Raw genomic sequence first — 20010 nt, 5'->3', positions numbered from 1 at the left:
TGCAGTTGGATGATGCGCAGGATGGAAGTGTGTTTCTGCGCGACTTACCGCATTAAGCGTCTGTTCATGCGGTCACGGGCTTGCACTTCACTCTCTTGGCGGGCTTGCATGCAGCCGAGCCCACTCCCTGGCAGCAGTTCTCGGTCAGAAAGCCAACCAGGTCGTTCATGTGCTCGATTTCGGGCCCGTAGTATACGAAGCGCCCTTCCTGGCGAGACGTTACCAGGCCAGCATGCGTCAGCTCCTTGAGATGGAAGGAGAGCGTCGCGCTAGCCAGGTCAAGATGCTCCTGGATGACTCCGACGTTGAGACCCTCCGGCCCGGCTGTGACGAGCAGGCGAAAAATAGCCAGGCGCGTCGGCTGTGCGAGCGCGGCCAAAGCTTTGATGGCGTCTTTTTCCTTCATAAGGCTCTGTCTTCAAGGTTATGTGCCGATTCTAACGCGACGCCGCCGGCGTCGGGCGGAACTGCAGCCCCACGAATGTCACGGCTGCTTGTGACGAACGCACATTGCGCCCGCGCTTGCTGCGTCACAACGTTTCCATTATATTGGAGATATAGAGTTAACCATTCCACCGCGACTAGGCGTCGTCAGGAGAAGTCTGTGACAGAACACCGAAAATACAATGTCTTATTCCTCTGTACCCACAACTCCGCACGCTCCATTCTGGCGGAAGCGGCATTGAATGAACTCGCGAGCGACCGCTTCGTGGGGTACAGCGCCGGCAGTCACCCTGGCACTGCTCCGAACCCTTTTGCGCTTGACCTGCTGCGTTCACAGGGGATTTCGACCGAAGGGCTACGCAGCAAGAGCTGGGACGAATTCGCTGAAGACGGCGCACCGCAAATCGATTTCATTTTTACTGTCTGCGACAACGCAGCTGGCGAGGTATGCCCGATTTGGCCCGGTCACCCTGCGAAAGCACACTGGGGCGTAGCTGACCCCTCGACGGCCGAAGGCTCTGACGACGCCAAGCGCAAGGCATTCCTGCAGGCCTACGTGCAGATGAAGAAGCGCATCGAGCTCTTCGCGAATCTGCCGCTCGAAAAGCTGGACCGCGTTGCGGTCCAGCAGGAAATGCAGAACATCGGCACGTCGCTGCGTGAGAAGGGAGAGTAACGATGGCAGGCAGTCAACCAGTCGCGAAGGCCGCTCGGCGGGCGCCGAGCGGCATCGGTTTTTTCGAGCGCTATCTGTCCGTGTGGGTCGCGCTATGCATTGTGGTCGGCATCGTTCTCGGCAAGCTGTTGCCCGGCGCTGTCCACACCGTATCTACGCTGGAGTTCGCCCACGTCAACATCCCCGTCGGGATTCTGATTTGGGTCATGATTATTCCGATGCTGTTGCGCATTGACTTCGCATCGCTCGGCAAGGTTCGCACCCAGCTGAAAGGCATTGGCGTGACGCTGGTCATCAACTGGGCGGTCAAGCCGTTCACGATGGCGTTTCTGGCATGGGTCTTCGTGCGGCACGTATTCGCGTCGCTGCTGCCCGCTGACCAGCTCGACAGCTACGTGGCCGGCCTGATTCTTCTGGCTGCAGCGCCTTGCACAGCGATGGTCTTCGTCTGGAGTCAGCTGACGAAAGGTGACCCGTACTTCACGCTGTCCCAGGTCGCGTTGAACGACCTGATTATGGTGTTCGCGTTCGCCCCGGTCGTGGGTCTGCTGCTCGGCATCTCGAACATTGCGGTGCCTTGGGATACATTGCTGACCTCTGTGGTGCTCTACATCGTCATCCCCGTCATTATTGCGCAGGTTATTCGCAAGACTCTCCTACGTCAGGGCGAGCAGACCTTCCAGAAAGCGCTCTCGAAGATTGGCCCATTCTCCATCGCTGCGCTGCTACTGACACTTGTGCTGCTCTTCGCGTTCCAGGGTGAGCAAATCATTGCTCAGCCTCTCGTCATCCTGCTTCTCGCGGTGCCTATCCTGATTCAGGTGATTATCAACTCGTCTCTCGCCTATCTGGCGAACCGGCAACTGGGCGTATCGCACGACGTTGCTGCACCGTCCTGCCTGATTGGCGCGTCCAACTTCTTTGAACTTGCTGTTGCAACGGCCATCAGCCTGTTCGGTCTGAAGTCCGGTGCTGCACTTGCAACAGTGGTCGGCGTGCTCATCGAAGTGCCGGTCATGCTGGTCGTAGTCAAGGTCGTCAACTCGTCTCGTAACTGGTATCAACGGTCGTCGTGACTGACTCAGCCGCTTTCCGCTGCGAAGACGGCACCGCGCGAATGCGGAAAGACGCCTTCTTTCATCGGAGCGGTTTGCTTGCCTTTACAGCGTGGGCAAACGCTCGAAGTTGTCAAATCGGGCAAACGGTGGCGGCACCTCGGTTACCTCAAGCGCGTCGACAAGCGCTGCGGACATGCCCTCGCTGAGCCAGGCGCACATGGCTGCCAGTTGCTCCGGCGAGCCCTGCAGCATCGCCTCCACCGAACCATCCATGCGGTTGCGGACCCAACCGGTGACGCCCAGTTTTCTCGCGCGACGTACACAGGCCTCCCGATAGCCCACGCCTTGCACCTGACCACGGACCTGAACCAGTCCGGTCTCGAGCGGCTCGTCCTTTTCGTGAGATTTCATGCGCGCCTACTGCAGTTACAGGTCGATGCACTTGCGGGGACGGTCAATGAAGCGGCTCGGCCGCAGCCGCATGCTTGCGCATCTTCTCTCCCACAGGCGCTTCGCGGAAATGCCAAGGGCAAGAGATGGCCTCAGAAACGCGGCGCTGCTGCAGCAAAAGCGCACCGTGATGGAACACGATTTCGCACGCTGTTTTGTGCCGTCCAGCGGAGCGCGCATATCCATTGCGGCTGCCGTGTGAAACCCGTCTTCCCTCGTTTTTTCATCGGGGTTACTCAACCCTATGAAGCTCGTAGAACATCTGCGAGGTCATCGAGCGACAGCGGCTTGGTCAGATGACCGTCAAATATCCGTTCGTCAGTCTGGAGCCTGCCGGCAGCGTTGGTGTAGCCCGTCAATGCCACCAGCTTCGTCAGGCAGCACTGCGCCCGCAGACGAAGCAGTTGCGCAAGCTCAAGGCCGTCCATGCCAGGCATTGTGATGTCAATCAGGGCAACATCCGGAGTAAATGACTCCACTATCGAGAGCGCGTCGGCCCCGCTCTGCGCGCGCTTCACTTCGTGCCCCTCCAGTTCCAGCAATGTGCCTACTGCCTCCGTCGCGTCTGCGCTGTCGTCTACAAGGAGGATGCGCATCGGCGCCATCGTGCGCCTCGCGAGTATGGTGACCTCGCCCGTGCTTTCGCAGACGATGGGGAGCTGCAGGCTGACTTCCGTCCCCTGGCCTTCGCCAGCGCTCGCAATTGTGACGGTGCCGTTGTGTGCCGTCACCAGATGCTTCACGACGGCCAGTCCAATTCCGAGTCCGCCTTCTACATGTCGGCGCGCCGAAGCCGACTGGGCAAACATGTCGAAGACGTGTGGCAGCAATGAAGATGAAATGCCAGCGCCGTTGTCCCTCACCGTGATGACCGCAGTGCGGGGCGATGAATCGTGTATCGACCCGGTACTGAGGTCTGGTGCCTCTACCAATAGAGTGATGTCGCCGCCGGGGGGGGTGTATTTCACCGCGTTCGACAGCAGATTCGACACGACCTGCGTGAGACGGGCGGCGTCCGCGTGGACGGTCACCGGATACGGCGGAGCAATGATATGCAGTCGATGCTGACCGTTGTTGGCGTCAGCTTTCATCGCCGTCACCGCGTCCCCCACGATGTCCTGAAGTAACCCGTAGGATGGACGGACGGAAAGTTTGCCGTGCCGTATCCGGGACGCGTCGAGCAGGTCGCTCACGAGACGTTTCAATAGCCGAATCTGCCTGTCGGCGATACCCAAAGCCGACAACACGGCGGAATTGTCTGAAGCGAGCTTCCGCGCTGCAGTCAGGGCGCTGTCAATCGGGGCAATGGGATTGCGCAACTCATGGCTCAGGGTCGCAATGAAATCGTCCTTGCGTGCTTCAGCCAGAGCCAGTGCATTCCTCGCTGCCTCCGCTTCAGCCGCGCGGGCTTCAGCATCAGCCTTTGCCCGCATTATGGTGAGCGCAGCGCAGGTGAAGTTCGCGAGGCTGGTAAGGATTCTGAGGTCCTCGGAGTCAAACAGGCGCTCCCTGTCGTGAGACATCACCCAAACAGTGCCCCATGGCTCAGGTTCGCCAGGAATCGGTACGACCAATTCTTCGATAATCTCGGGGACAACGTGCTGCAGACACGCGAAGTGGTTTTGGGGAAACGAGAACAGTTGCCCCGTAGCTAAATCGAGCGCAATGCCGCTCGGGCTGTCTTCCACCGGAGGCGTAGTACCTACAGCGGCGACGCATTCGCCCGAAACCGCGGCCCAGCGGAAGACCGGGGGGCCGTCGGTGCCGCGTTCCAGCAACGCAATGCCCGCGCTACCCGCCTCACACAAATTAAGTGCCATGTCCGAGAGCGTCTGGAGCATAGCGCCATCCGACGAGGTCAGCGCCCGCGCCAGACGATGCATCGATTCGCTTTCAGCAGCGAAATCGGGCGGTCGATTGGGGCGCGTGCCAAGCGCTGTTGTGGCAAGGGTGCCCGCGCAGCGTGCGCGGTCCGCTGCGGAGGGGGCAGACGGTCCGGCCATATGGCCTCCAAGTTGTAACTTGCACCACCGAAGAGCGGAAAAGATTGCCGCGCTGGATGAATTGTAGTCGCTGCGCCACAAAGACCAATCGCGGTAGCACGGCCGTCCACAGCGGCGGCAGGGCAAGGAACGTTTATTGCGGCCTCAATACGTTAACCTGTCGATGCGAAAGTGGCCCGTAAGTTGGCGACGATACCTCTTGTTGACGATGCCCCAAACATTCTGCGCCCCCTTCGATGGCTGCTGGAATGGGAAGGATTTCGCGTGCTCACGGCGCTAGACGGGCAGGCGGCGCTCGCTGCCGCTGCTATCGAGAGACCAAATCATTGTGACCGACTGAATGATGCCTCGCATTGATGGCGTTGAATTGTGTCGACGATTGAAGGCCGACGTTGCGATGGCCGGCATTCCAGTGGTGATGTTGTCGGTCGCGTTGCCGCCTCATCCGAGTGAACAGCTATGGGATGCGCTTTTGTTGAAGCCAGCCTCCATAGGTCAGCTGATAAAGCTGATTCATAACCTTCTGGACGAACCGCACCCGGAAGTGCATGAATACACGTGCGAGCACTGAACATTCGATACCTGCTCCCGCGGCCCTAAACCGGACGAAGCCGTGAACGTGACTGCGCCTCTTCTGTCGCTATCTGATACGCGACGACACCAGCTTCGCAAGCCAGTGTCGGACTGCTTCTGTTGCAGGTTAGCGCCTCCGTGAGGGCGGTTCAATGCAATGGCTCGGCCTGGCTAAGCACAGCTATCTCGCTTGCCGAATCGGGTCCAACTGAACCGTGCTTTATTTTGACCGTGGCGCTTCCAGGTTCGCGTCGGGTTCTTCGAGCTTGCCCGCTCTGATGGCGGTGACGGCGTTCGCAACGGCAAGCGCGACATTCACCACTTCCTTTTGCATATCGTCGTCTGCATCCAGGGTGGCATGACTCGTTGCATAGGGTTCGTAATAGCCGATAAACCGGTCGAGACGGGATTTGCCTCCCGCTTCAACGAAGCCCATCCAGTCCAGCCAGTCAGTCAGCGCACGGCGAGAACCTTCGATGCCCGCGACGTCGCCGTGGACGACCAGTCCGTAGGCACGGCCTGCGAGGTGCTTCGGATAGTCCCACCCAGCAAGCTCCAGCTTTTTCGCCTCTTCCGCCTTTTTCCCGTGCGTGCTCGTCGGGTCGGGATTTCCACCATCAGCACATACAAGCCTATCCATCAGGAGCTTGAGCGGGCTGCTCACCTGATACCAATACACCGGTGTGATGAAGATAACGGCGTGGGCCGCCGCAAAGCGCTCGTATATCTCGTTCATCCAGTCGTTCACCATCCCGAGCGAATGATTGGGATAGCAGCTACACGGCCAGTGACAAAGAGGCATAGCCGTTGAGACACAGCCCTTGCAGGGGTGGATGTGTAAATCGCGGTCCGACGTGAGGCGAGACAGGTCCAGCAAGTCCACTTCGATGCTGTTCGATTCGAGCGTGGTCTGGACAAGCTTCGACATACGGAAGCTTTTCGACATCTCGCCCGGACATGAATAGTCGTTGCGAGATGACGCGTTCACAAGGAGAATGCGACTCGTCGATGATGGGTCGGCCTGCTTGCGCTGTGCAGCCTTGATTCGCTCACTGGCATCACGCCATTCGACGGATAAATCGTAGTCGGGGTCGGCGAACCCCGGTCCAGCCTTCTCGGTGATAGGTGACTTACGGCCTTCCGCATAGGCTTTCCATGCTATGTCCTCCACCCGTGCTAGCGATGCATCCTCAACACGAAACGCGGGGTCATAAAATCTGGCCATGAAGCGCTGCCTGAAGGCCTCGCGCGACATCTTCTCTGTTACCTGACCCTTTCGAACCTCAATCTTCTGTTCCGTGGTGCGCTTTTTTGGGTCCTCCCCATTGTTTGCCGACATCGTGTTCTCCTTGGCGCTTGAATATCCAGCGCGTGCTGATTTTGACCATTGAGCAATTGCTGGACCAGTCGACGGCCAACCATGCCGACACCTTGAGGCACGGGAGATGCTGACTTGTTGCCACGCTGTCCGAACGGCAGTGCCGCCAATTTCAATGGAGATAGGAAAATGAAAGCACTTGTTTATGAGGGGCCACGCAAAGTCGTCGTGAAGGAAATGCCCGACGCTAAAATTGAGAAGCCGACCGACGTCCTTGTGAAAATCACGACCACCAACATCTGCGGTTCAGACCTGCACATGTACGAAGGTCGCACGAACATGGAAACCGGACGCATCCTCGGCCACGAGAATCTTGGCGTTGTCGCCGAGGTCGGAAAAGGCGTCGAGCGCATCAAGGTGGGTGACCGGGTATGCCTTCCCTTCAATATTGGCTGCGGGTTTTGCAAGAACTGCGAGAGAGGACTGACCGGATTCTGTTTGACCGCAAACCCTGGGGTCGCGGGTGCGGCGTACGGGTTCGCGGGCATGGGTCCATATAGCGGAGGGCAGGCGGAATATCTCCGTGTTCCGTTCGGCGACTTTAATTGCCTCGTCTTGCCGCCAGATGCCGAAGAAAAAGAGAACGACTACGTAATGTTGTCGGATATTTTTCCCACCGGCTATCACGCCACAGTTCTAGCTGGTGTCGAGCCCGGCGACAGTGTAGTCATCTACGGTGCAGGGCCGGTCGGACTGATGGCCGCTCTTTCTGCGTCAATAAAAGGCGCAAGCAAGGTCATGGTGGTCGATACGCATGCGGACCGGCTGGCGCTCGCGGAAAAGCTCGGAGCCATTCCGATTGATGACAGCGATGGCTCGTCGGCTGACCAGGTGATGGAGCTAACCGGTGGCGAAGGCGCCGACCGAGGCTGCGAATGCGTCGGATACCAGTGCAGTTGCAAAGGCCACGAAGTGCCCAACGCGACAATGAACAACCTCATCAAGGCGGTGCGGCCGACTGGAGGTATCGGCGTCGTCGGCGTTTTTGTCGCCGAGGACCCGAAAGCTGAAGACGCACTCGCCAAGAAGGGCCAGCTCGCGCTCGACTTCGGCCAGCTTTGGATGAAAGGCCAACATATCGCGACGGGCCAGGCGAACGTGAAGGCGTATAACCGGAAGCTGCGCGACCTCGTAGCTGCAGGCAAAGCGAAGCCATCTGAAATCATCTCTCACCAGCTACCGCTCGAAAATGCGGCGGAGGGTTACGCCCATTTCGACGCTAGAGATGACGGATGGACGAAGGTCGTGCTGAAGACGGCGGCGTAGCCGTATTGAAGGTTTTGCCGGTAACGCATTTGCCGCTGGAGTACGAAATACCCAGCGGCCCTTAGCCTGTGTCCTGACGCGGAGCGGGACATCCTCGGGCTGGCTTCTTGCTATCTGCCAGCATCGAAGAATGAAGGAGCAGCAAATGCCCGGTCGCACAGAAAGCGTACTTGAAGAACGCCGCCGTCTAGGCGGCTGGTTACCGCAAGGAAGCTGAGCTCATTGCATTTAGACAGGACTTGGCCAGGAAAGCGCGCGAACGCGCGGGCCTGGCTCTCCGCACGTCGGCCGTGCAAGAACTGGCGATGCTAATTGACGGCGACCCAGTGCTTCGTATGGACCTGAGTCGGGCCATTACAGACGCCATAGAAGTTGGGTATGAGCTTGGATACGCGCCTATCAAAGCGGTCTTCAGCGTCGAAGGCGCAGAGAATCCGGTCGCGGCGGGCATTGCACGGTTCAAGGACCCAGGTCCCGAAGGCGCAAAGGCACGCCAGGCGGCTGAGAAGGCCCTGGAACTCAAGAACCGCGAATTCAACGCACAAGGCGTTGAAATGAACCAACAGTACTCCTCGTCAGCGGTCATCCCAGACGGGCAGGTCGGCGCCGAGGAATGGAAGCGTGACCAGGAACTTTATCTGCAAGCGACCACGCGACCGGGCGCGAAGATTCCGCACGCGTGGCTCATCGACAAGCATGGCAATCGCGTCTCTACCCTCGACGTCACCGGAAAAGGGAAGTTCACGCTGGTGACGGGCCTGTCTGGTGGTGCGTGGGTCAAAGCCTCTGAGGAGCTGGGCTTGCCATTTCTGCGTATGGTCGTAACCGGTGCGAATGACTCGCAAGACCCGTACTGCGACTGGCAACGTGTGCGTGAGGTCTCAGAGGCGGGGGCGCTTCTCGTTCGTCCAGACGGATATGTCGCCTGGCGGCAAAGCGAAAACGTCTTCGACGCTTCAATGGCGAAAGGGCTCCTCCAATCTGCCCTGTCGGATGTATTGGGAAAAGCCTGGACGGGACCGCCGAACACAAAGCCAAGGAAGGCACTTCGAATGATTTCAACCATTTTGTGAGAAAGGAAGCATCACGAGCACGAACATACAGTTGACGGAAGCAGGAACCAGCAAGCTAGTGCGTATCAAGGAAGGTGACCTCGACCTTCAGATTCACTACAACGACTTGGGGCAGGGGCGCGAGACTGTCGTGATGCTGCATGGCTCGGGTCCTGGCGCGAGCGGTTGGGCGAACTTCAATCGCAACCTGGAGCCGCTCGTTGAGGCACGCTATCGGGTCATCCTGATGGACTGTCCGGGTTGGAGCAAGAGCGACCCCATTGTCTGTACGAGTTCGCGCTCAGAGCTGAATGCGCGAGTTCTGAAGGGACTGCTCGACGCTATCGACGTGCAAGGTCCAGTGCACATTATCGGCAATTCGATGGGTGGCCACAGCGCAGTCGCCTTCGCGATGGCCAATCCATCGCGCGTGTGCAAGCTCATCCTGATGGGCGGCGGTACAGGTGGGCCGAGTCAGTTCGTTCCGATGCCGACCGAAGGCATCAAGCTGCTACAGGGTCTGTATCGTCAGCCGACGATTGAAAACCTGAAGAAGATGATGAACGTCTTCGTGTACGGCACGAGCACCCTGACCGAAGACCTGTTCCAGGCGCGCCTGAACAATATGCTCGCGCAGAAAGAGCATCTCGAAAACTTCACGAAAAGTCTTGCGGCGAATCCGAAGCAGTTTCCCGATGTCGGTCACCGCCTTTCCGAGGTCAAGGCACAGACCCTCATCATCTGGGGTCGCGACGACAGGTTCGTTCCGATGGACGTGGGCCTGCGTCTGCTGTGGGGCATGCCGAATGCCGAGTTCCACATCTTCAATCGTTGTGGCCACTGGGCGCAGTGGGAGCATGCGGACAAGTTCAACCGTATGGTGCTCGATTTTTTGACGCACTAGCACGGGGGTCCTTCAATCAGGCGGCCCGGTCGGCATTTGGTACGGAACCCTTGTTCGCAGGTCCGTGGAGGCCGGCATGGTGATGGTCAACACGGCAACTGTGCGTGTCGACTATTACTTGCCTTCCTTTAGCCAGCGAAGCCACCTATCGAGCGCAATGCGTGTTCGAATGTCTGTCACCGAGGGGAAGCGTAGAGAGGGTCTGGCTCCTTCGGTGGGGGCGGGATAATGCTTCAGATTTCTTGGCAGGTGTGCTCGCTAGCTATCGCTCGCCGCAAGTAGCAGTTGCCGCGTGCGCTTCATGACCCAAGCCACTTCCCCTTGAAAGAAGTCCCACTCGCCAGAGTCGACCTTCAATCTCACGCCTTTCTCGACCCGGGTCGACGCCACATCTGGTGACAGACCCGAGCTAGCAATCTTTCGCGACACATACGCGGTTAGCTGAGTAGCAAGGTCCTCGCACGCGTCATAGCGTACCCAAAGTTGCTCCTCAGTGAGGCCGCTTAGATAACGCCCGTCGACTTCGCGAACGAGAAGTTTTGGTTGAACCCCAGTTACAGAGCCTAGGTCTTGGTCTCTCGGAAAATCATCGGGCACACGTCGGTCCGTCATCTCGTTCTCTATAGCTGTGGCAACTGCCGAGTCGGTTTAACCATTGGACACGCCTCGCATGTCGTCGCGCCGTGCGCGAATTCGCTCAGCGGAGCGCCAACAACTGGGTGCCGAGGTGTATCCGCACTATGCAGTCGACTGTGATTTACGAAAAGTCACAACTGGGCGTCAAGCATTTTGAGCGTCGCATCGGCGGTGCCCTCTAAGCCAACTCGATGCGACGGTTTCGTGTCCGACTCCCGAAGGTTAATTCGAATGAGCCTCTGCGCCGAGAATCGTTCGCTGAAGCGTCGTACCGTCGGTAGGGCTTTCCCGGCGCCCACTTCCACAACAACAAGCTTCGACACGGAAGAAATCCAGGCTGCGAGTCGCTGCTGCTGTTTCTCATAGGGAAGGCCGACCCAAGCCCAGTCTCCGAACATGAGGATATTCGGACGCGCGAGAGCGCCACAACGAGGGCAACGGGGCATCGGGCTCTCCAACTCCGAAGTTGTTTCATTTACGAGCGGATGAAAACCTATCGCCGACCACGTATCGTCCGTACAGGTCCCCAGGCATTGGAGTGTGTGAATCGACCCATGGCATTCGTGCACACGGTGTTCCGGGAACCCGGCCTTTTGGAGCTGTCCATCGACGTTGCTCGTGAACACGAACGCGCGATGACTCATGCGGTCTGCCCACCTGCGCAATATCGCGAAGCCCTCGTGCGGTACGGTGTCACGGTAAAGCTTCAAGCGGTGTCCATAGAAGCCCCAAGCCAGTTTCGGATGCTCCGCGAACATCGCGGGGTTTGCCATATCTTCGAACGAAAGACCACGGTGTCGAAGCGCTGGGTAAGCGCGCGAGAAGCCATCTCGACCGCGAAAGTCAGGAAGGCCGGAGTCGACACCCATGCCGGCACCAGCAGTGATGAGAAGTCCGTCGGCGTCCCGCAGCCAGCCGGCTGCTTTCTCCAGCTTTCCATCTCGCAAATCAGTCATCTGTGTAAGCGTCATTGTGCAAGAGAGTGTGGCGCGATACAAAGTCGACGGTGCGCGCGGGGCCAGCAACGCCACGTCGCCACGCGAGTTCAACTGCTGCTACGCGCGTAGATACCATTCGTCAGGGCCGTAAATTCTCTTCAGGGTGTCGATGTCACGCTTGTACCCGAGCTCGCCGATAAAGCCCAGCGACCGTAACACTTCACGTACGTGCAAGAGGTCTTGTTTGTCTGTCCAATCTTGCGTGTACACGCAAATGACGTGACCATCACGACCCATGCTGCGCAGAGCCGTCGATACCTTCGCAAACAATAGGTTGTCGCCTTCAACGGCGCATTTGATTTTCGCCCATGCCTGGTCGACATCGGATGAAGGCGCGAAAATGCACCACTTGCCCGTTGTAGGTCCCGAGCGGATGATGCCGCAGCTAGGGGATTTCCTCATCTGCCAGCTCCGACTGAAGTCTTCCGAGGGGCGCTCGGACCTACTCAATAGCAGCTCTTCAAGATGCGATTGCTCGTTCATTTCAAGTCGGTTGCGAAGAATGTCTTGGGTCTCGCTGAGCACACACCTCCATCACTTCTGCCCGCGCTCACCGTGTTTTAATTGAGACAGGTATATAGTCTGGACTACCGAAGTAAGCCAAACGCCGTTATCCGAGCAAGAGAAGGTGTGCCCATCGACGTACATCTGCGAAGCGTCCACGACGAGAACCAATGGTGACCCGTGGCGAGCACCTACTCGAGTTGCCGTGTCGATGTCCGTGCTCAGATGGACGGCGTGCCTGGTTCGAGGTATCAATCCTTCAACAGTGATACTCGCCCAGTTGCTCCACGCGGTGCCGTGATACAGAATGGCCGGGGGCTCTATTGCGGCATAGCCTAGGTTCACCTCTATCGAGTGACCTTGCGCCGCGCGTATTCGCTCGCCGTCTGCGGATAGTGAGAAGCGCTGTTTGTCGCTCGTCGCGACGACCGCCAGAATGACGTCTCTCGTAACTGCTGGCATCGTTCTAAACCGCTTTGACGCACCCGCAGTACGCGCAGCGCGTTCGATTGCGCGTATCAGTTCGTCGACAGATACCCAGCCCTGACTGTCGAGCCGGATGCCAATCATCTCGGGTTCATGTCGCAAAATCTTCGAAAGAAGTCTGCTAACTGCGACGTGGTCTGTCGTCAGATGCTCGTCGGCGTTCATGTTCATGTAGATGTGCATCCGCGGGAGTGTCCCAAACTAGGACCAGAACCAAGCATCAGTTTCAATTCCTTTTCTGTCGCGTGGCGCGCAACTGTTCCAACTCTTTGCTGAGCGCGTCGATTTGCGCTTGCAGGCCAGCCGCTCGTTTGAGTAGCTGCCCGACTTTATACCAATAGGCATATCCCAAGTCCCCGTCCGCCAAGCCCAATTCATGGAACTTGCGAAGCGCAATCTCAAGGTCAATATCGCTACCCGAGTTCATTTCATTTCCCTCTTTTGATGCGCGGCGGTCGTGTTCCGAGGCCTTGCACCCGAACAAAATCCCCTCTTTCACGTATCTCCTTTTGATGTGCAGCGTGACCAAGCTGAGTACGAACGCGACTGCCGGCACGACCAAAAGTGCGGAGCTATTGACGGCGAAGGTCAGCAGTTCTGTCATGACCGGCAGACGTTAGAACCTGAGGTCTCGTGCCTATGGGAAAAGCTGCACATATTGTTGCGCAAAGGTCGCGGCTTCTTTCACTACCGATTTGACATCTTCGACTGAAAGCCGTTGAAGTGGCGTATCGCCGTCTAGCGACTCAATCGATGTCGTGAAGAAGTCAAACATTGTCCATGAGTCAATTTCGCCAAGACTACGAATGACTTTTCTGAAGTCGTCACGGAAAATCATGGGCGCGAGGAAGAAGGCTGGATAGTACGACTCGGCGCCAAAAAAGAGGCGGAACATTCGCCCGGAAGCGACAAGCCTATCCAGCTTCTTTTCTGTGATGCCGGCGGCGTTGCAAAAGTCGTGAGTTCGAAGCACTTTGCCTTGAAGCACGAGCGGATAGCGCTCAGCGTTCGCTTTATTGGCCCCTGGCAAAGGCTCATGTTCCGGTGCCCCCTTCGACGCGCGTTCGACGCGCTTTCGAAGATTCCCTTCTTCCTCTTGAAGCGCCGGTACGTCAATTCCGTACACAGTAGCTATGCCCATGGCTTCACAGAGATGATTCTTGAAAAGTCGGCCGAGCGCTGCATCAGGGATTTGCATCATCGTTTCAATGACTTTCGGGTCGCACAGGATAGCGGCGACGACGGCGCGACGTAGGATATGTTGTATCCACTCTTCATTGAGTAATGTGTCGTTCTTCGTCTCACGCGTAGACCGAGGCGGCATGGCCATTCCTTTTACTTAAGCGAGGCTAAGTGCTGTGGGTGCAGAGTCGAATCGCTACTGCATCTCTCCGCCGCGCGTGCAACTACATGTGAACGCTAGGCATCGTCGTCACCCACGGACTTTCCGCACATCTGTTCTGTCACATCTTTAACCGCGCCCCCCTGTCCGCGGGTGATGGTGTGAAACCAGATGTCCCAGGTGTCGATAACATCCCAAAAGTTTCCGGGCTCGCCAAGGAGTCGGTAGATAAGGCCGTCGCTCGACTGGACGCGCATCGTTTCCTGGTTCAACGTGACGAGAGCAGAACTCACACGTCCCCGGTCAACGGAGTCGTAGCCGACGAGACGCTGCAAACCATCATCGGTCTCGAAGATTCTCCAACGCGAGAGATAGACATCGGGCTCGACCGTGGTCTGAGGAACGGGCTGACGGGCCATCAAAATCTCCTTGGTTGCTTGCGCGCGCCACTTTGCTGGCGCCAAAACGGCTGCTGTCCGGTGCCATTCGTCCGTCATGCAAAGCTGGCTCGGGAGGTCCCCGATAAAAGTCACGACAACATCAACGTTGTGCCAACTCACGGGTGCACCGGTCGACGTTGCGACGAGAGGCTATCCAGCGTGCAGGGCTGCTGAGCCGCTTCAGAAACACCACGCACGACTACCAGCGCCTTCGCGCCGTATCAACTTCGTATGCCATGAAATTCGAACTGAGCAGGCTGTCTTTGGCTTTGGCATTGCCCTATCGCTGTCGGAGCGCGCGCTTGAAGGTACGGCAAAGCATCGCTTGTCGACCTTTCGTTCATGATAAACACGTTCGAATGAGATGTATACACAGTAGATGTATAAACGGTAGACGTATAGCCGGTAGACGAAAAACTGGTGGTGGGCGAAATTCCCGTCCATGACTGACACTGAGCTGAACGAATTCGACCCGTACCTGCGCCGACGCGTTGCAGAAAACGTCTGGAAGCTGCGCACTGAACGAGGCCTGTCACAAGAAAAACTCAGCGATATGTGTGGCTTCCATCGGACGTACGTCAGTCAGGTCGAGCGGTCGGCAACCAACATCTCCCTCGACAACTTGCAAAAGTTGGCCTATGGCCTTGACGTCGACCCGGTCGCACTTCTCCGCTCGTCGTAATGGTCAATCTCTGGCCGCGGACATACCGCAAGCAGAGGCACCCAAGGCAGAAGCACTCCACGAAAATCTCAACTCGGGTAGTCAGTCATCGTCCTGATGTGGTGACGCATGAGGCTGCCCTGCGCAAACGTGGCCAGTACGGCCGCGCTCTCACGTCGACTCTTCACGGGTACTGTTGTTTGCACGCGACATTCGTCGCGGTAGCGAACGTAAGACGCGCGACGTCGCCATCGTCGAAGAGACGGGTCAATTTGGAAGGCGTTGAGATTCTGGCTTAGCGGCAATGCGCAGGGGGAAAGCTACAGCGTTGGTACTTTCTGAAGAAATACCAGAGGGAGAACCGGGTCTAAGCCTTTGTCAGTGGTAGGTTGATGCCTTTTTAGGTTCCACAAAAAGGTGCGCGTCGCCGATGAAATAGGTAAACCAGCGCGGCGTGTACCCCGTCAGACGACCGACCAGATGCAGCAACGCCGCGCCTTCGGTCAGATTGAACGGCGTGCCGAGACCGACGTCGTTGCTGCGAATGTACAGGCACAGCGAAATCTCCTTGCGCACCACATTCGGCAGAAACTGATACAGCAGATGGCAAGCCGGCAGCGCGATCTGGTCCAGCACCGCGGGGTTCCACGCATGAAACAAAATGCGCCGGTCAGCCGGGTTCTGCATGATCGTGTCGAGACACTGGCGCAACTGGTCGATCGCCTTGTACAGCAGGATTTTGTTACTGCCGTCTTCATCGAACTCGGTCACTACCTGGAAGCCACGCGCCGTCGCATCGGCAAGCTGGGCGCTCGCGTTCGCGTCCAGCACCTTGTAGGCCGGCCACTGGCGCCACTGCACGCCGTACACGTCGCCGAGGTCGTCCGGACCCTGACGATAAGGATTGGCCAGCCATTGCGGATTCTGGTTGGCGTTCGCGTCCCACACCTTGCAGCCGAGGTCGCGGAAATCCGCGGCACTGCGCGAGGCGCGCAGGAACCCGACCAGTTCGCCCACCGCCGATTTGAACGCCAGCTTTTTCGTGGTGACCGCGGGAAAACCTTGCTGAAGGTCGAAGCGCAACATCGCGCCCGGCATGCTGATGGTGCGGATGCCAGTGCGGTTCTCCTGCCACGTGCCGGTATCGAGAATCGTGCGGACGAGGTCGAGGTATTGTTTCATTCGGGTTCCTTCGACGAGACGCTGATCGGGTCGATCCGGGCGCCACGGAGATTGAGCGGAAAACCCGATTTTAACAAGCGCGGCCGGACGACGCCTGGTCATGGCGCGCGGCATCGAAAATATCGAGGGAAGAGGTGGCGCAAGGCATTGCCAGGTTGGCGGGAGCGAACGGCACGCGACCGGTCACAGGATCGCTCGATACGCGCCGGACGAACCGCTGAAATCGTTTCCGGCCCACGAGACCCGCGAGGCCCGTCAAACGATCTACAGATGCGGCACCGAAGCCGGCAATTCGCCGTGCGGCGTGGCGAGCGGTTCCCCTTCCATATGGCGCATGCCATGCGAGCACAACAGCCTATACAACGTGACGCGCGAGATGCCGAGTTCCTGCGCGGCGTCGCCAAGGCGCCCGCGGTGACGCAACAGCGCCAGTTCGATCGCCTGACGTTCGGCTGCTTCACGCGCCTGCGCGAGCGACACCGGCACGATCTCCACATATTCCGCGAGCTCGAGATCGCGCGCCGTGATCGCGCGCCCTTCCGACATCACGATGGCGCGCCGCACGCGGTTGATCAGCTCGCGCACATTGCCCGGCCAGCCGTAGTTATGCAGCGCCGCGATCGCGTCCGGCGCGAAGCCGCGCAAGCGGCGGCTTGCATCTTTCTTGAAACGTTCCAGCATGTGCCGCGCCAGCAGTTCGATGTCCTTGCCGCGCGCGCGCAGCGGCGGTTCGTCGATCTGCAGCACGCACAAGCGGTGGTAGAGGTCGGAACGGAACCGTCCTTCGATCATCGCCGCCGTCATATCCACGTGCGTGGCCGAAATGATGCGCACGTCGACGTCGATCGCGCCGTGCCCGCCCAGCCGCTCCACCTTGCGCTCCTGCAAAAACCGCAGCAGGCTCGCCTGGCTTTCGAGCGGCAGGTCGCCGATTTCGTCGAGAAAGAGCGTCCCGCCGTTCGCCGCTTCCACGCGGCCGATCTTGCGCTGATTGGCGCCAGTGAACGCGCCGCGTTCATAGCCGAATAGTTCCGATTGCAGCAGATGCGGCGGAATCGCGCCGCAGTTGATCGGCACGAAAGGCGCGTTGCGCCGCGCCGAGCGTTCGTGAATCGCGACCGCCGTCAGTTCCTTGCCAGTACCCGATTCGCCCGAGATGAATACCGGTGCGTCGGTCATCGCCACTTTGCGGATCGAGCGGAACAGCGCGAGCATGGCGTCGCACGAGCCGACCATTTCACCTTCGGCGCCTTGCGATGCATCGTTGGAAGCCGTTTCGCCGAGGGAAATCATGCCGTAGGCGTGGCCCACGGAGTCGACGATCCTGTCGCCCGAATACGGCACCGTCACGTAGTCGAAACAGTAGTCGCGTACGAGCCGGCGCAACGCGGCGTCCTGCAGTTGTCCCGGCATGGTGGCCGCGACCCAGCCGACGTTCGGCATGGTCAGGCAGGATTCGAAAGCGGCGATTTCGTGTGGCTGAAATTCGCTAGACAGATCCAGCAGGCCGCCCGCCGCCATTCCGGCGCGAACCGCCCGGCGCACGTCGCGCGCCGACCCTACGACTTCCACATGCCAGCCGCGCTGGTGAAACCGAGTATTCAGCTCCGCGCTCGGATCGCGCGAAACGTAAATCAGTTGCCGCGTTGCGGGTTCCATTATTCAGATCCTCTCGTCAACGAACGTTAAGGATGACGCACGCACCTGAAACAAGTTCAGACACGCTGACTCGTTCGGGATTCGCGATATAGCAAAAACCGAACGGCCATTCCATTCCGTGCGGACAGCTGATCCCCAAGAAAGCGGCGTGTGTGTTTGAGACGGCCCGTTAGCGGGCTTTTTTAAATCTGAAGCTCTTTTTCGAGAGCTTACTATACGCGCGCCGCTTGGAAAACAATTATGCGAATTTAATCGCGCACTCCTTAGCCAGCGCGGTTCCGCGGGCGATAAAGAGTTATTCAGCCGACGAATAAATCATTAGTGGAAGCGCTTTTCCTGGCGTAGACCCCAAGGTAGTTCGTACCGGCCAGATTAACGAATTACAGGTATTTCCTGCCCACCGTTTCAGCGCTGAAACGTTTTTGTCCGATTTCTGAATTGTGGCTCCCACGTTTTGACTCGCATCCCTCATGCATCAATGGATTGCGAGCGATGGCACACGTTTCGCTAAATGCCATGCACCAAGGAGACACATCATGCGACTCGCTTTCCGCATCGATCTGGGCAAGATTGCACCATGCGCGGCACTTTGCACCGCAATCGCGCTGATCGTGCTGCCCATTGGCGCCAATGCACAGGAAGCCGGACAGGCTCCATCCGCCACGCTGACGGAATCCGCCGAGGCAGGCTCCGCCACCTTCCCGCCCGACACGATCGCCGCGCCCACCTCATCCGACACGACAACCCGCGCCGCCACCGCATTCCGCCAGCTTGCCGCCAACGTGCTGAGCATTCCGGCCGATGGTGCATCCGTGAACGATTTTTCGCTCGACGACCAGGTGCTCTCGCGGCAACGCGGCGGCGCGGTCGGCATGGTGATGGTCGCCACCACGCCGCAACTCATGCGCGGCAACGGCGGCAGCGGCAACAACGTGACGCTGTGGGACGAGATCGCCCCGCCCTCGCCCTTACCGATTCCGATCGACGCGGCACGCGCCGCGCAGGGCAACGTCGCCAACTATCAAAGAAAGTAGCCGAACAAAATAACGAAGCACACAGGGGTGGCGGGGTGGCGGATACATCGCCCGCAGGCAAGACAACAAGACACAAGACGCAAGCAAGGACCGACATGACTACCTCCATCCGGACGCCGCGCGTACTCAGGTCGCGGGTGTCGCCGCACATCTCGTTGCCGGCGGCACTGGCAAGCGTCCTGGTCCTGCTCGGCGCCTCTTTTGCCGTCGACGCCATGGCGCAGCAGGCCGTCAATCCGGGTGACATCATCGTCGAGCGCACGGTTACGCCGCGCGACGCTTTCGTACCGGTGCCGAAGAGTCAGGACCCGGTCGCCGTGCGCGCCACCACTTTCCCGGCCAACTCATTCAATCCGGCGGTCGCCCAGATCGTGGGCGACACCGATCTGACGAATGCGCACGGGTCCAGCGGCGTAGCGGCCGGCGGCGTGCTCGGCGGTACCGGTATGCAGGCGGTCACCCAGATCCTCAGCGGCAAGACGACCGGCAACAACGTGGCGCTCAATTCCGGCGGCATCGGCCTGCCCGCGCCGGGCATCGGCGGGACCATCACCTCGTCGGTGACGGGCGCGCTGGCGCCGCTGTCGAACGCGCTCACCGGCGCACTCGGGGGTTTGAAATGAGCCCGCTCCTGCATCCACTCAAGCTTCGGACGCTGCATGCGGCGCTGTGCGTCTGCATGGGCGCCGCCCTGGTGGCGAACCACGCCCACGCGCAGTCGGCGCCGGCGATCGGCGCCACCTCGACCATCGCCAACGGCGCGGCAGCCGGCGCGACGGGCGCGTTCGCGGTCAACGAAACGGCCGGCCTGAACAACGCGCAGACCAATCAGATCACGGTATCGAACGGCGGCGTGGTCGGCAACGACAACGCCAGCATGCAAAGCGCCGCCGTGGCCGCGAAGGTCACGAATGCGCGGGCGTCGATCGAAGCCAATGCTTTTTCGAATTCATCCGGTGCGGTGCTGGTGAACCAGTCCGCAGGAGCAGGAAATCTGCAGCGCAACAGCACCCAATTGGGCACTGCGGCGCTCGGAGTCGAGACCGTCTCGGATGGGGAGCTATCCGCGATGGCCCCGAAAAACGGAGGTCTGGGGCAATCAATCGGAGTTCATAGCGTACGCGAGGCAACCATCTCCAGCGATGCATTCAAGAACGTCAGCGGGATCGTGCAGATCAACCAGACAGCCGGCGCCGGTAATGCCACGGCAAACAGTTTTGTGCTCCGTCCCCCGGCGGGCACTTTTTTTAACTGACCACATTTA

Annotated in this window: 22 protein-coding genes and 1 pseudogene; 11 read left to right on the top strand and 12 right to left on the bottom strand. The window is 59.0% G+C overall.

All coding sequences use genetic code 11. From position 1 onward, the window contains the following. Nucleotides 1-64: 64 nt before the first annotated feature. A complete protein-coding gene (locus PQR32_RS23630) occupies nucleotides 65-406 on the bottom strand; it encodes an ArsR/SmtB family transcription factor (protein ID WP_408232362.1) in 342 nt (113 codons plus the stop codon). Nucleotides 407-604: 198 nt separating this feature from the next. Between PQR32_RS23630 and PQR32_RS23625 the strand changes: the two genes are divergently transcribed. Next, complete coding sequence (locus tag PQR32_RS23625; RefSeq protein WP_408232360.1) at nucleotides 605-1120, top strand: arsenate reductase ArsC; 516 nt, start codon at nucleotides 605-607, stop codon at nucleotides 1118-1120. A gap of 2 nt (nucleotides 1121-1122) precedes the next feature. Further along, nucleotides 1123-2196: an ACR3 family arsenite efflux transporter gene (gene arsB, locus PQR32_RS23620; protein ID WP_408232357.1), complete on the top strand. Its 1074-nt coding sequence runs from the start codon at nucleotides 1123-1125 to the stop codon at nucleotides 2194-2196. An 84-nt stretch (nucleotides 2197-2280) separates the two neighbouring features. Here arsB and PQR32_RS23615 read toward each other — a convergent pair whose 3' ends face one another. Then, nucleotides 2281-2589 carry an acylphosphatase gene (locus PQR32_RS23615; RefSeq protein WP_408232354.1) on the bottom strand — a complete coding sequence of 103 codons (309 nt, stop codon included), beginning with the start codon at nucleotides 2587-2589 and terminating at the stop codon, nucleotides 2281-2283. 46 nt (nucleotides 2590-2635) lie between these two features. Here PQR32_RS23615 and PQR32_RS23610 point away from each other — a divergent pair, with 46 nt between their 5' ends. Continuing rightward, on the top strand, nucleotides 2636-2830 hold the full coding sequence (locus PQR32_RS23610; protein ID WP_408232351.1) for a hypothetical protein: 195 nt from the start codon (nucleotides 2636-2638) through the stop codon (nucleotides 2828-2830). Nucleotides 2831-2870: 40 nt separating this feature from the next. On the opposite strand, the gene PQR32_RS23605 is transcribed toward PQR32_RS23610, so the two are convergent. Next, nucleotides 2871-4469, bottom strand: coding sequence for a hybrid sensor histidine kinase/response regulator (locus PQR32_RS23605; RefSeq protein ID WP_408232348.1), 1599 nt, complete (start codon nucleotides 4467-4469; stop codon nucleotides 2871-2873). Between the two features lie 502 nt (nucleotides 4470-4971). Here PQR32_RS23605 and PQR32_RS23600 point away from each other — a divergent pair. Continuing rightward, nucleotides 4972-5202 carry a response regulator gene (locus PQR32_RS23600; RefSeq protein WP_408232345.1) on the top strand — a complete coding sequence of 77 codons (231 nt, stop codon included), beginning with the start codon at nucleotides 4972-4974 and terminating at the stop codon, nucleotides 5200-5202. A gap of 222 nt (nucleotides 5203-5424) precedes the next feature. On the opposite strand, the gene PQR32_RS23595 is transcribed toward PQR32_RS23600, so the two are convergent. After that, complete coding sequence (locus tag PQR32_RS23595; RefSeq protein WP_408232583.1) at nucleotides 5425-6459, bottom strand: flavodoxin family protein; 1035 nt, start codon at nucleotides 6457-6459, stop codon at nucleotides 5425-5427. Between the two features lie 252 nt (nucleotides 6460-6711). Between PQR32_RS23595 and PQR32_RS23590 the strand changes: the two genes are divergently transcribed. The 3 genes from PQR32_RS23590 to PQR32_RS23580 all read left to right on the top strand — a co-directional run bounded on the left by PQR32_RS23590 (nucleotide 6712) and on the right by PQR32_RS23580 (nucleotide 9804). After that, a complete protein-coding gene (locus tag PQR32_RS23590) occupies nucleotides 6712-7848 on the top strand; it encodes a glutathione-independent formaldehyde dehydrogenase (protein WP_408232342.1) in 1137 nt (378 codons plus the stop codon). A gap of 239 nt (nucleotides 7849-8087) precedes the next feature. Then, a complete protein-coding gene (locus PQR32_RS23585) occupies nucleotides 8088-8921 on the top strand; it encodes an aromatic-ring hydroxylase C-terminal domain-containing protein (RefSeq protein WP_408232339.1) in 834 nt (277 codons plus the stop codon). Between the two features lie 10 nt (nucleotides 8922-8931). Continuing rightward, nucleotides 8932-9804, top strand: coding sequence for an alpha/beta fold hydrolase (locus PQR32_RS23580; RefSeq protein ID WP_408232580.1), 873 nt, complete (start codon nucleotides 8932-8934; stop codon nucleotides 9802-9804). A 767-nt stretch (nucleotides 9805-10571) separates the two neighbouring features. Here the strand turns inward: PQR32_RS23580 and PQR32_RS23575 are convergent. From PQR32_RS23575 to PQR32_RS23550, 6 genes are all read right to left on the bottom strand, one after another. Next, on the bottom strand, nucleotides 10572-11396 hold the full coding sequence (locus tag PQR32_RS23575) for an SIR2 family NAD-dependent protein deacylase (RefSeq protein WP_408232337.1): 825 nt from the start codon (nucleotides 11394-11396) through the stop codon (nucleotides 10572-10574). A gap of 99 nt (nucleotides 11397-11495) precedes the next feature. Then, complete coding sequence (locus tag PQR32_RS23570) at nucleotides 11496-11840, bottom strand: putative phosphothreonine lyase domain-containing protein (protein ID WP_408206178.1); 345 nt, start codon at nucleotides 11838-11840, stop codon at nucleotides 11496-11498. 132 nt (nucleotides 11841-11972) lie between these two features. Continuing rightward, a complete protein-coding gene (locus PQR32_RS23565; protein ID WP_408206180.1) occupies nucleotides 11973-12599 on the bottom strand; it encodes an RNA 2'-phosphotransferase in 627 nt (208 codons plus the stop codon). Between the two features lie 55 nt (nucleotides 12600-12654). Further along, on the bottom strand, nucleotides 12655-13032 hold the full coding sequence (locus PQR32_RS23560) for a hypothetical protein (protein ID WP_408232333.1): 378 nt from the start codon (nucleotides 13030-13032) through the stop codon (nucleotides 12655-12657). A gap of 33 nt (nucleotides 13033-13065) precedes the next feature. Continuing rightward, entirely contained in the window at nucleotides 13066-13752 is a 687-nt protein-coding gene (locus PQR32_RS23555) for a hypothetical protein (protein WP_408232330.1), read from the bottom strand. Nucleotides 13753-13847: 95 nt separating this feature from the next. Further along, the gene (locus PQR32_RS23550) at nucleotides 13848-14267 is read right to left on the bottom strand and encodes a hypothetical protein (protein WP_408232328.1); all 420 of its coding nucleotides are present in this window, start codon (nucleotides 14265-14267) and stop codon (nucleotides 13848-13850) included. A gap of 385 nt (nucleotides 14268-14652) precedes the next feature. Here PQR32_RS23550 and PQR32_RS23545 point away from each other — a divergent pair, with 385 nt between their 5' ends. After that, nucleotides 14653-14892 carry a helix-turn-helix domain-containing protein gene (locus tag PQR32_RS23545; protein ID WP_408206188.1) on the top strand — a complete coding sequence of 80 codons (240 nt, stop codon included), beginning with the start codon at nucleotides 14653-14655 and terminating at the stop codon, nucleotides 14890-14892. Between the two features lie 390 nt (nucleotides 14893-15282). Here PQR32_RS23545 and PQR32_RS23540 read toward each other — a convergent pair. Both PQR32_RS23540 and PQR32_RS23535 read right to left on the bottom strand, forming a co-directional pair. Next, a pseudogene (locus tag PQR32_RS23540) lies at nucleotides 15283-16053 on the bottom strand (thymidylate synthase); the annotation flags it as partial. Nucleotides 16054-16317: 264 nt separating this feature from the next. Further along, a complete protein-coding gene (locus PQR32_RS23535; RefSeq protein WP_106283797.1) occupies nucleotides 16318-17712 on the bottom strand; it encodes a sigma-54 dependent transcriptional regulator in 1395 nt (464 codons plus the stop codon). 536 nt (nucleotides 17713-18248) lie between these two features. Between PQR32_RS23535 and PQR32_RS23530 the strand changes: the two genes are divergently transcribed. From PQR32_RS23530 to PQR32_RS23520, 3 genes are all read left to right on the top strand, one after another. Beyond that, nucleotides 18249-18746, top strand: a complete 498-nt coding sequence (locus PQR32_RS23530) for a hypothetical protein (RefSeq protein WP_408232326.1) — start codon at nucleotides 18249-18251, stop codon at nucleotides 18744-18746. A gap of 95 nt (nucleotides 18747-18841) precedes the next feature. Next, nucleotides 18842-19369: a FapA family amyloid fibril periplasmic chaperone gene (locus PQR32_RS23525; protein ID WP_408232323.1), complete on the top strand. Its 528-nt coding sequence runs from the start codon at nucleotides 18842-18844 to the stop codon at nucleotides 19367-19369. Next, entirely contained in the window at nucleotides 19366-20001 is a 636-nt protein-coding gene (locus PQR32_RS23520) for a FapB/FapC family functional amyloid domain-containing protein (RefSeq protein WP_408232320.1), read from the top strand. The genes PQR32_RS23525 and PQR32_RS23520 overlap by 4 nt, the downstream gene beginning before the upstream one ends. The last annotated feature ends 9 nt before the right edge of the window (nucleotides 20002-20010 follow it).

Source organism: Paraburkholderia dipogonis (genome assembly GCF_046027395.1).
GTDB classification, from domain to species: Bacteria; Pseudomonadota; Gammaproteobacteria; order Burkholderiales; family Burkholderiaceae; genus Paraburkholderia; species Paraburkholderia dipogonis_A.
Note: the sequence above shows the minus strand (reverse complement) of the source record. Positions and strands in the feature narration are given on the sequence as shown.

Coding starts and splice junctions, on each gene's coding strand:
- PQR32_RS23630 (WP_408232362.1), bottom strand. CDS start 406: ATGAAGGAAAAAGACGCCATCAAAGCTTTGGCCGCGCTCGCACAGCCG.
- arsB (WP_408232357.1), top strand. CDS start 1,123: ATGGCAGGCAGTCAACCAGTCGCGAAGGCCGCTCGGCGGGCGCCGAGC.
- PQR32_RS23615 (WP_408232354.1), bottom strand. CDS start 2,589: ATGAAATCTCACGAAAAGGACGAGCCGCTCGAGACCGGACTGGTTCAG.
- PQR32_RS23610 (WP_408232351.1), top strand. CDS start 2,636: ATGAAGCGGCTCGGCCGCAGCCGCATGCTTGCGCATCTTCTCTCCCAC.
- PQR32_RS23605 (WP_408232348.1), bottom strand. CDS start 4,469: ATGCTCCAGACGCTCTCGGACATGGCACTTAATTTGTGTGAGGCGGGT.
- PQR32_RS23600 (WP_408232345.1), top strand. CDS start 4,972: ATGATGCCTCGCATTGATGGCGTTGAATTGTGTCGACGATTGAAGGCC.
- PQR32_RS23595 (WP_408232583.1), bottom strand. CDS start 6,459: ATGTCGCGCGAGGCCTTCAGGCAGCGCTTCATGGCCAGATTTTATGAC.
- PQR32_RS23590 (WP_408232342.1), top strand. CDS start 6,712: ATGAAAGCACTTGTTTATGAGGGGCCACGCAAAGTCGTCGTGAAGGAA.
- PQR32_RS23575 (WP_408232337.1), bottom strand. CDS start 11,396: ATGACTGATTTGCGAGATGGAAAGCTGGAGAAAGCAGCCGGCTGGCTG.
- PQR32_RS23570 (WP_408206178.1), bottom strand. CDS start 11,840: ATGAGGAAATCCCCTAGCTGCGGCATCATCCGCTCGGGACCTACAACG.
- PQR32_RS23565 (WP_408206180.1), bottom strand. CDS start 12,599: ATGAACATGAACGCCGACGAGCATCTGACGACAGACCACGTCGCAGTT.
- PQR32_RS23560 (WP_408232333.1), bottom strand. CDS start 13,032: ATGACAGAACTGCTGACCTTCGCCGTCAATAGCTCCGCACTTTTGGTC.
- PQR32_RS23555 (WP_408232330.1), bottom strand. CDS start 13,752: ATGCCGCCTCGGTCTACGCGTGAGACGAAGAACGACACATTACTCAAT.
- PQR32_RS23550 (WP_408232328.1), bottom strand. CDS start 14,267: ATGACGGACGAATGGCACCGGACAGCAGCCGTTTTGGCGCCAGCAAAG.
- PQR32_RS23545 (WP_408206188.1), top strand. CDS start 14,653: ATGACTGACACTGAGCTGAACGAATTCGACCCGTACCTGCGCCGACGC.
- PQR32_RS23535 (WP_106283797.1), bottom strand. CDS start 17,712: ATGGAACCCGCAACGCGGCAACTGATTTACGTTTCGCGCGATCCGAGC.
- PQR32_RS23530 (WP_408232326.1), top strand. CDS start 18,249: ATGCGACTCGCTTTCCGCATCGATCTGGGCAAGATTGCACCATGCGCG.
- PQR32_RS23525 (WP_408232323.1), top strand. CDS start 18,842: ATGACTACCTCCATCCGGACGCCGCGCGTACTCAGGTCGCGGGTGTCG.
- PQR32_RS23520 (WP_408232320.1), top strand. CDS start 19,366: ATGAGCCCGCTCCTGCATCCACTCAAGCTTCGGACGCTGCATGCGGCG.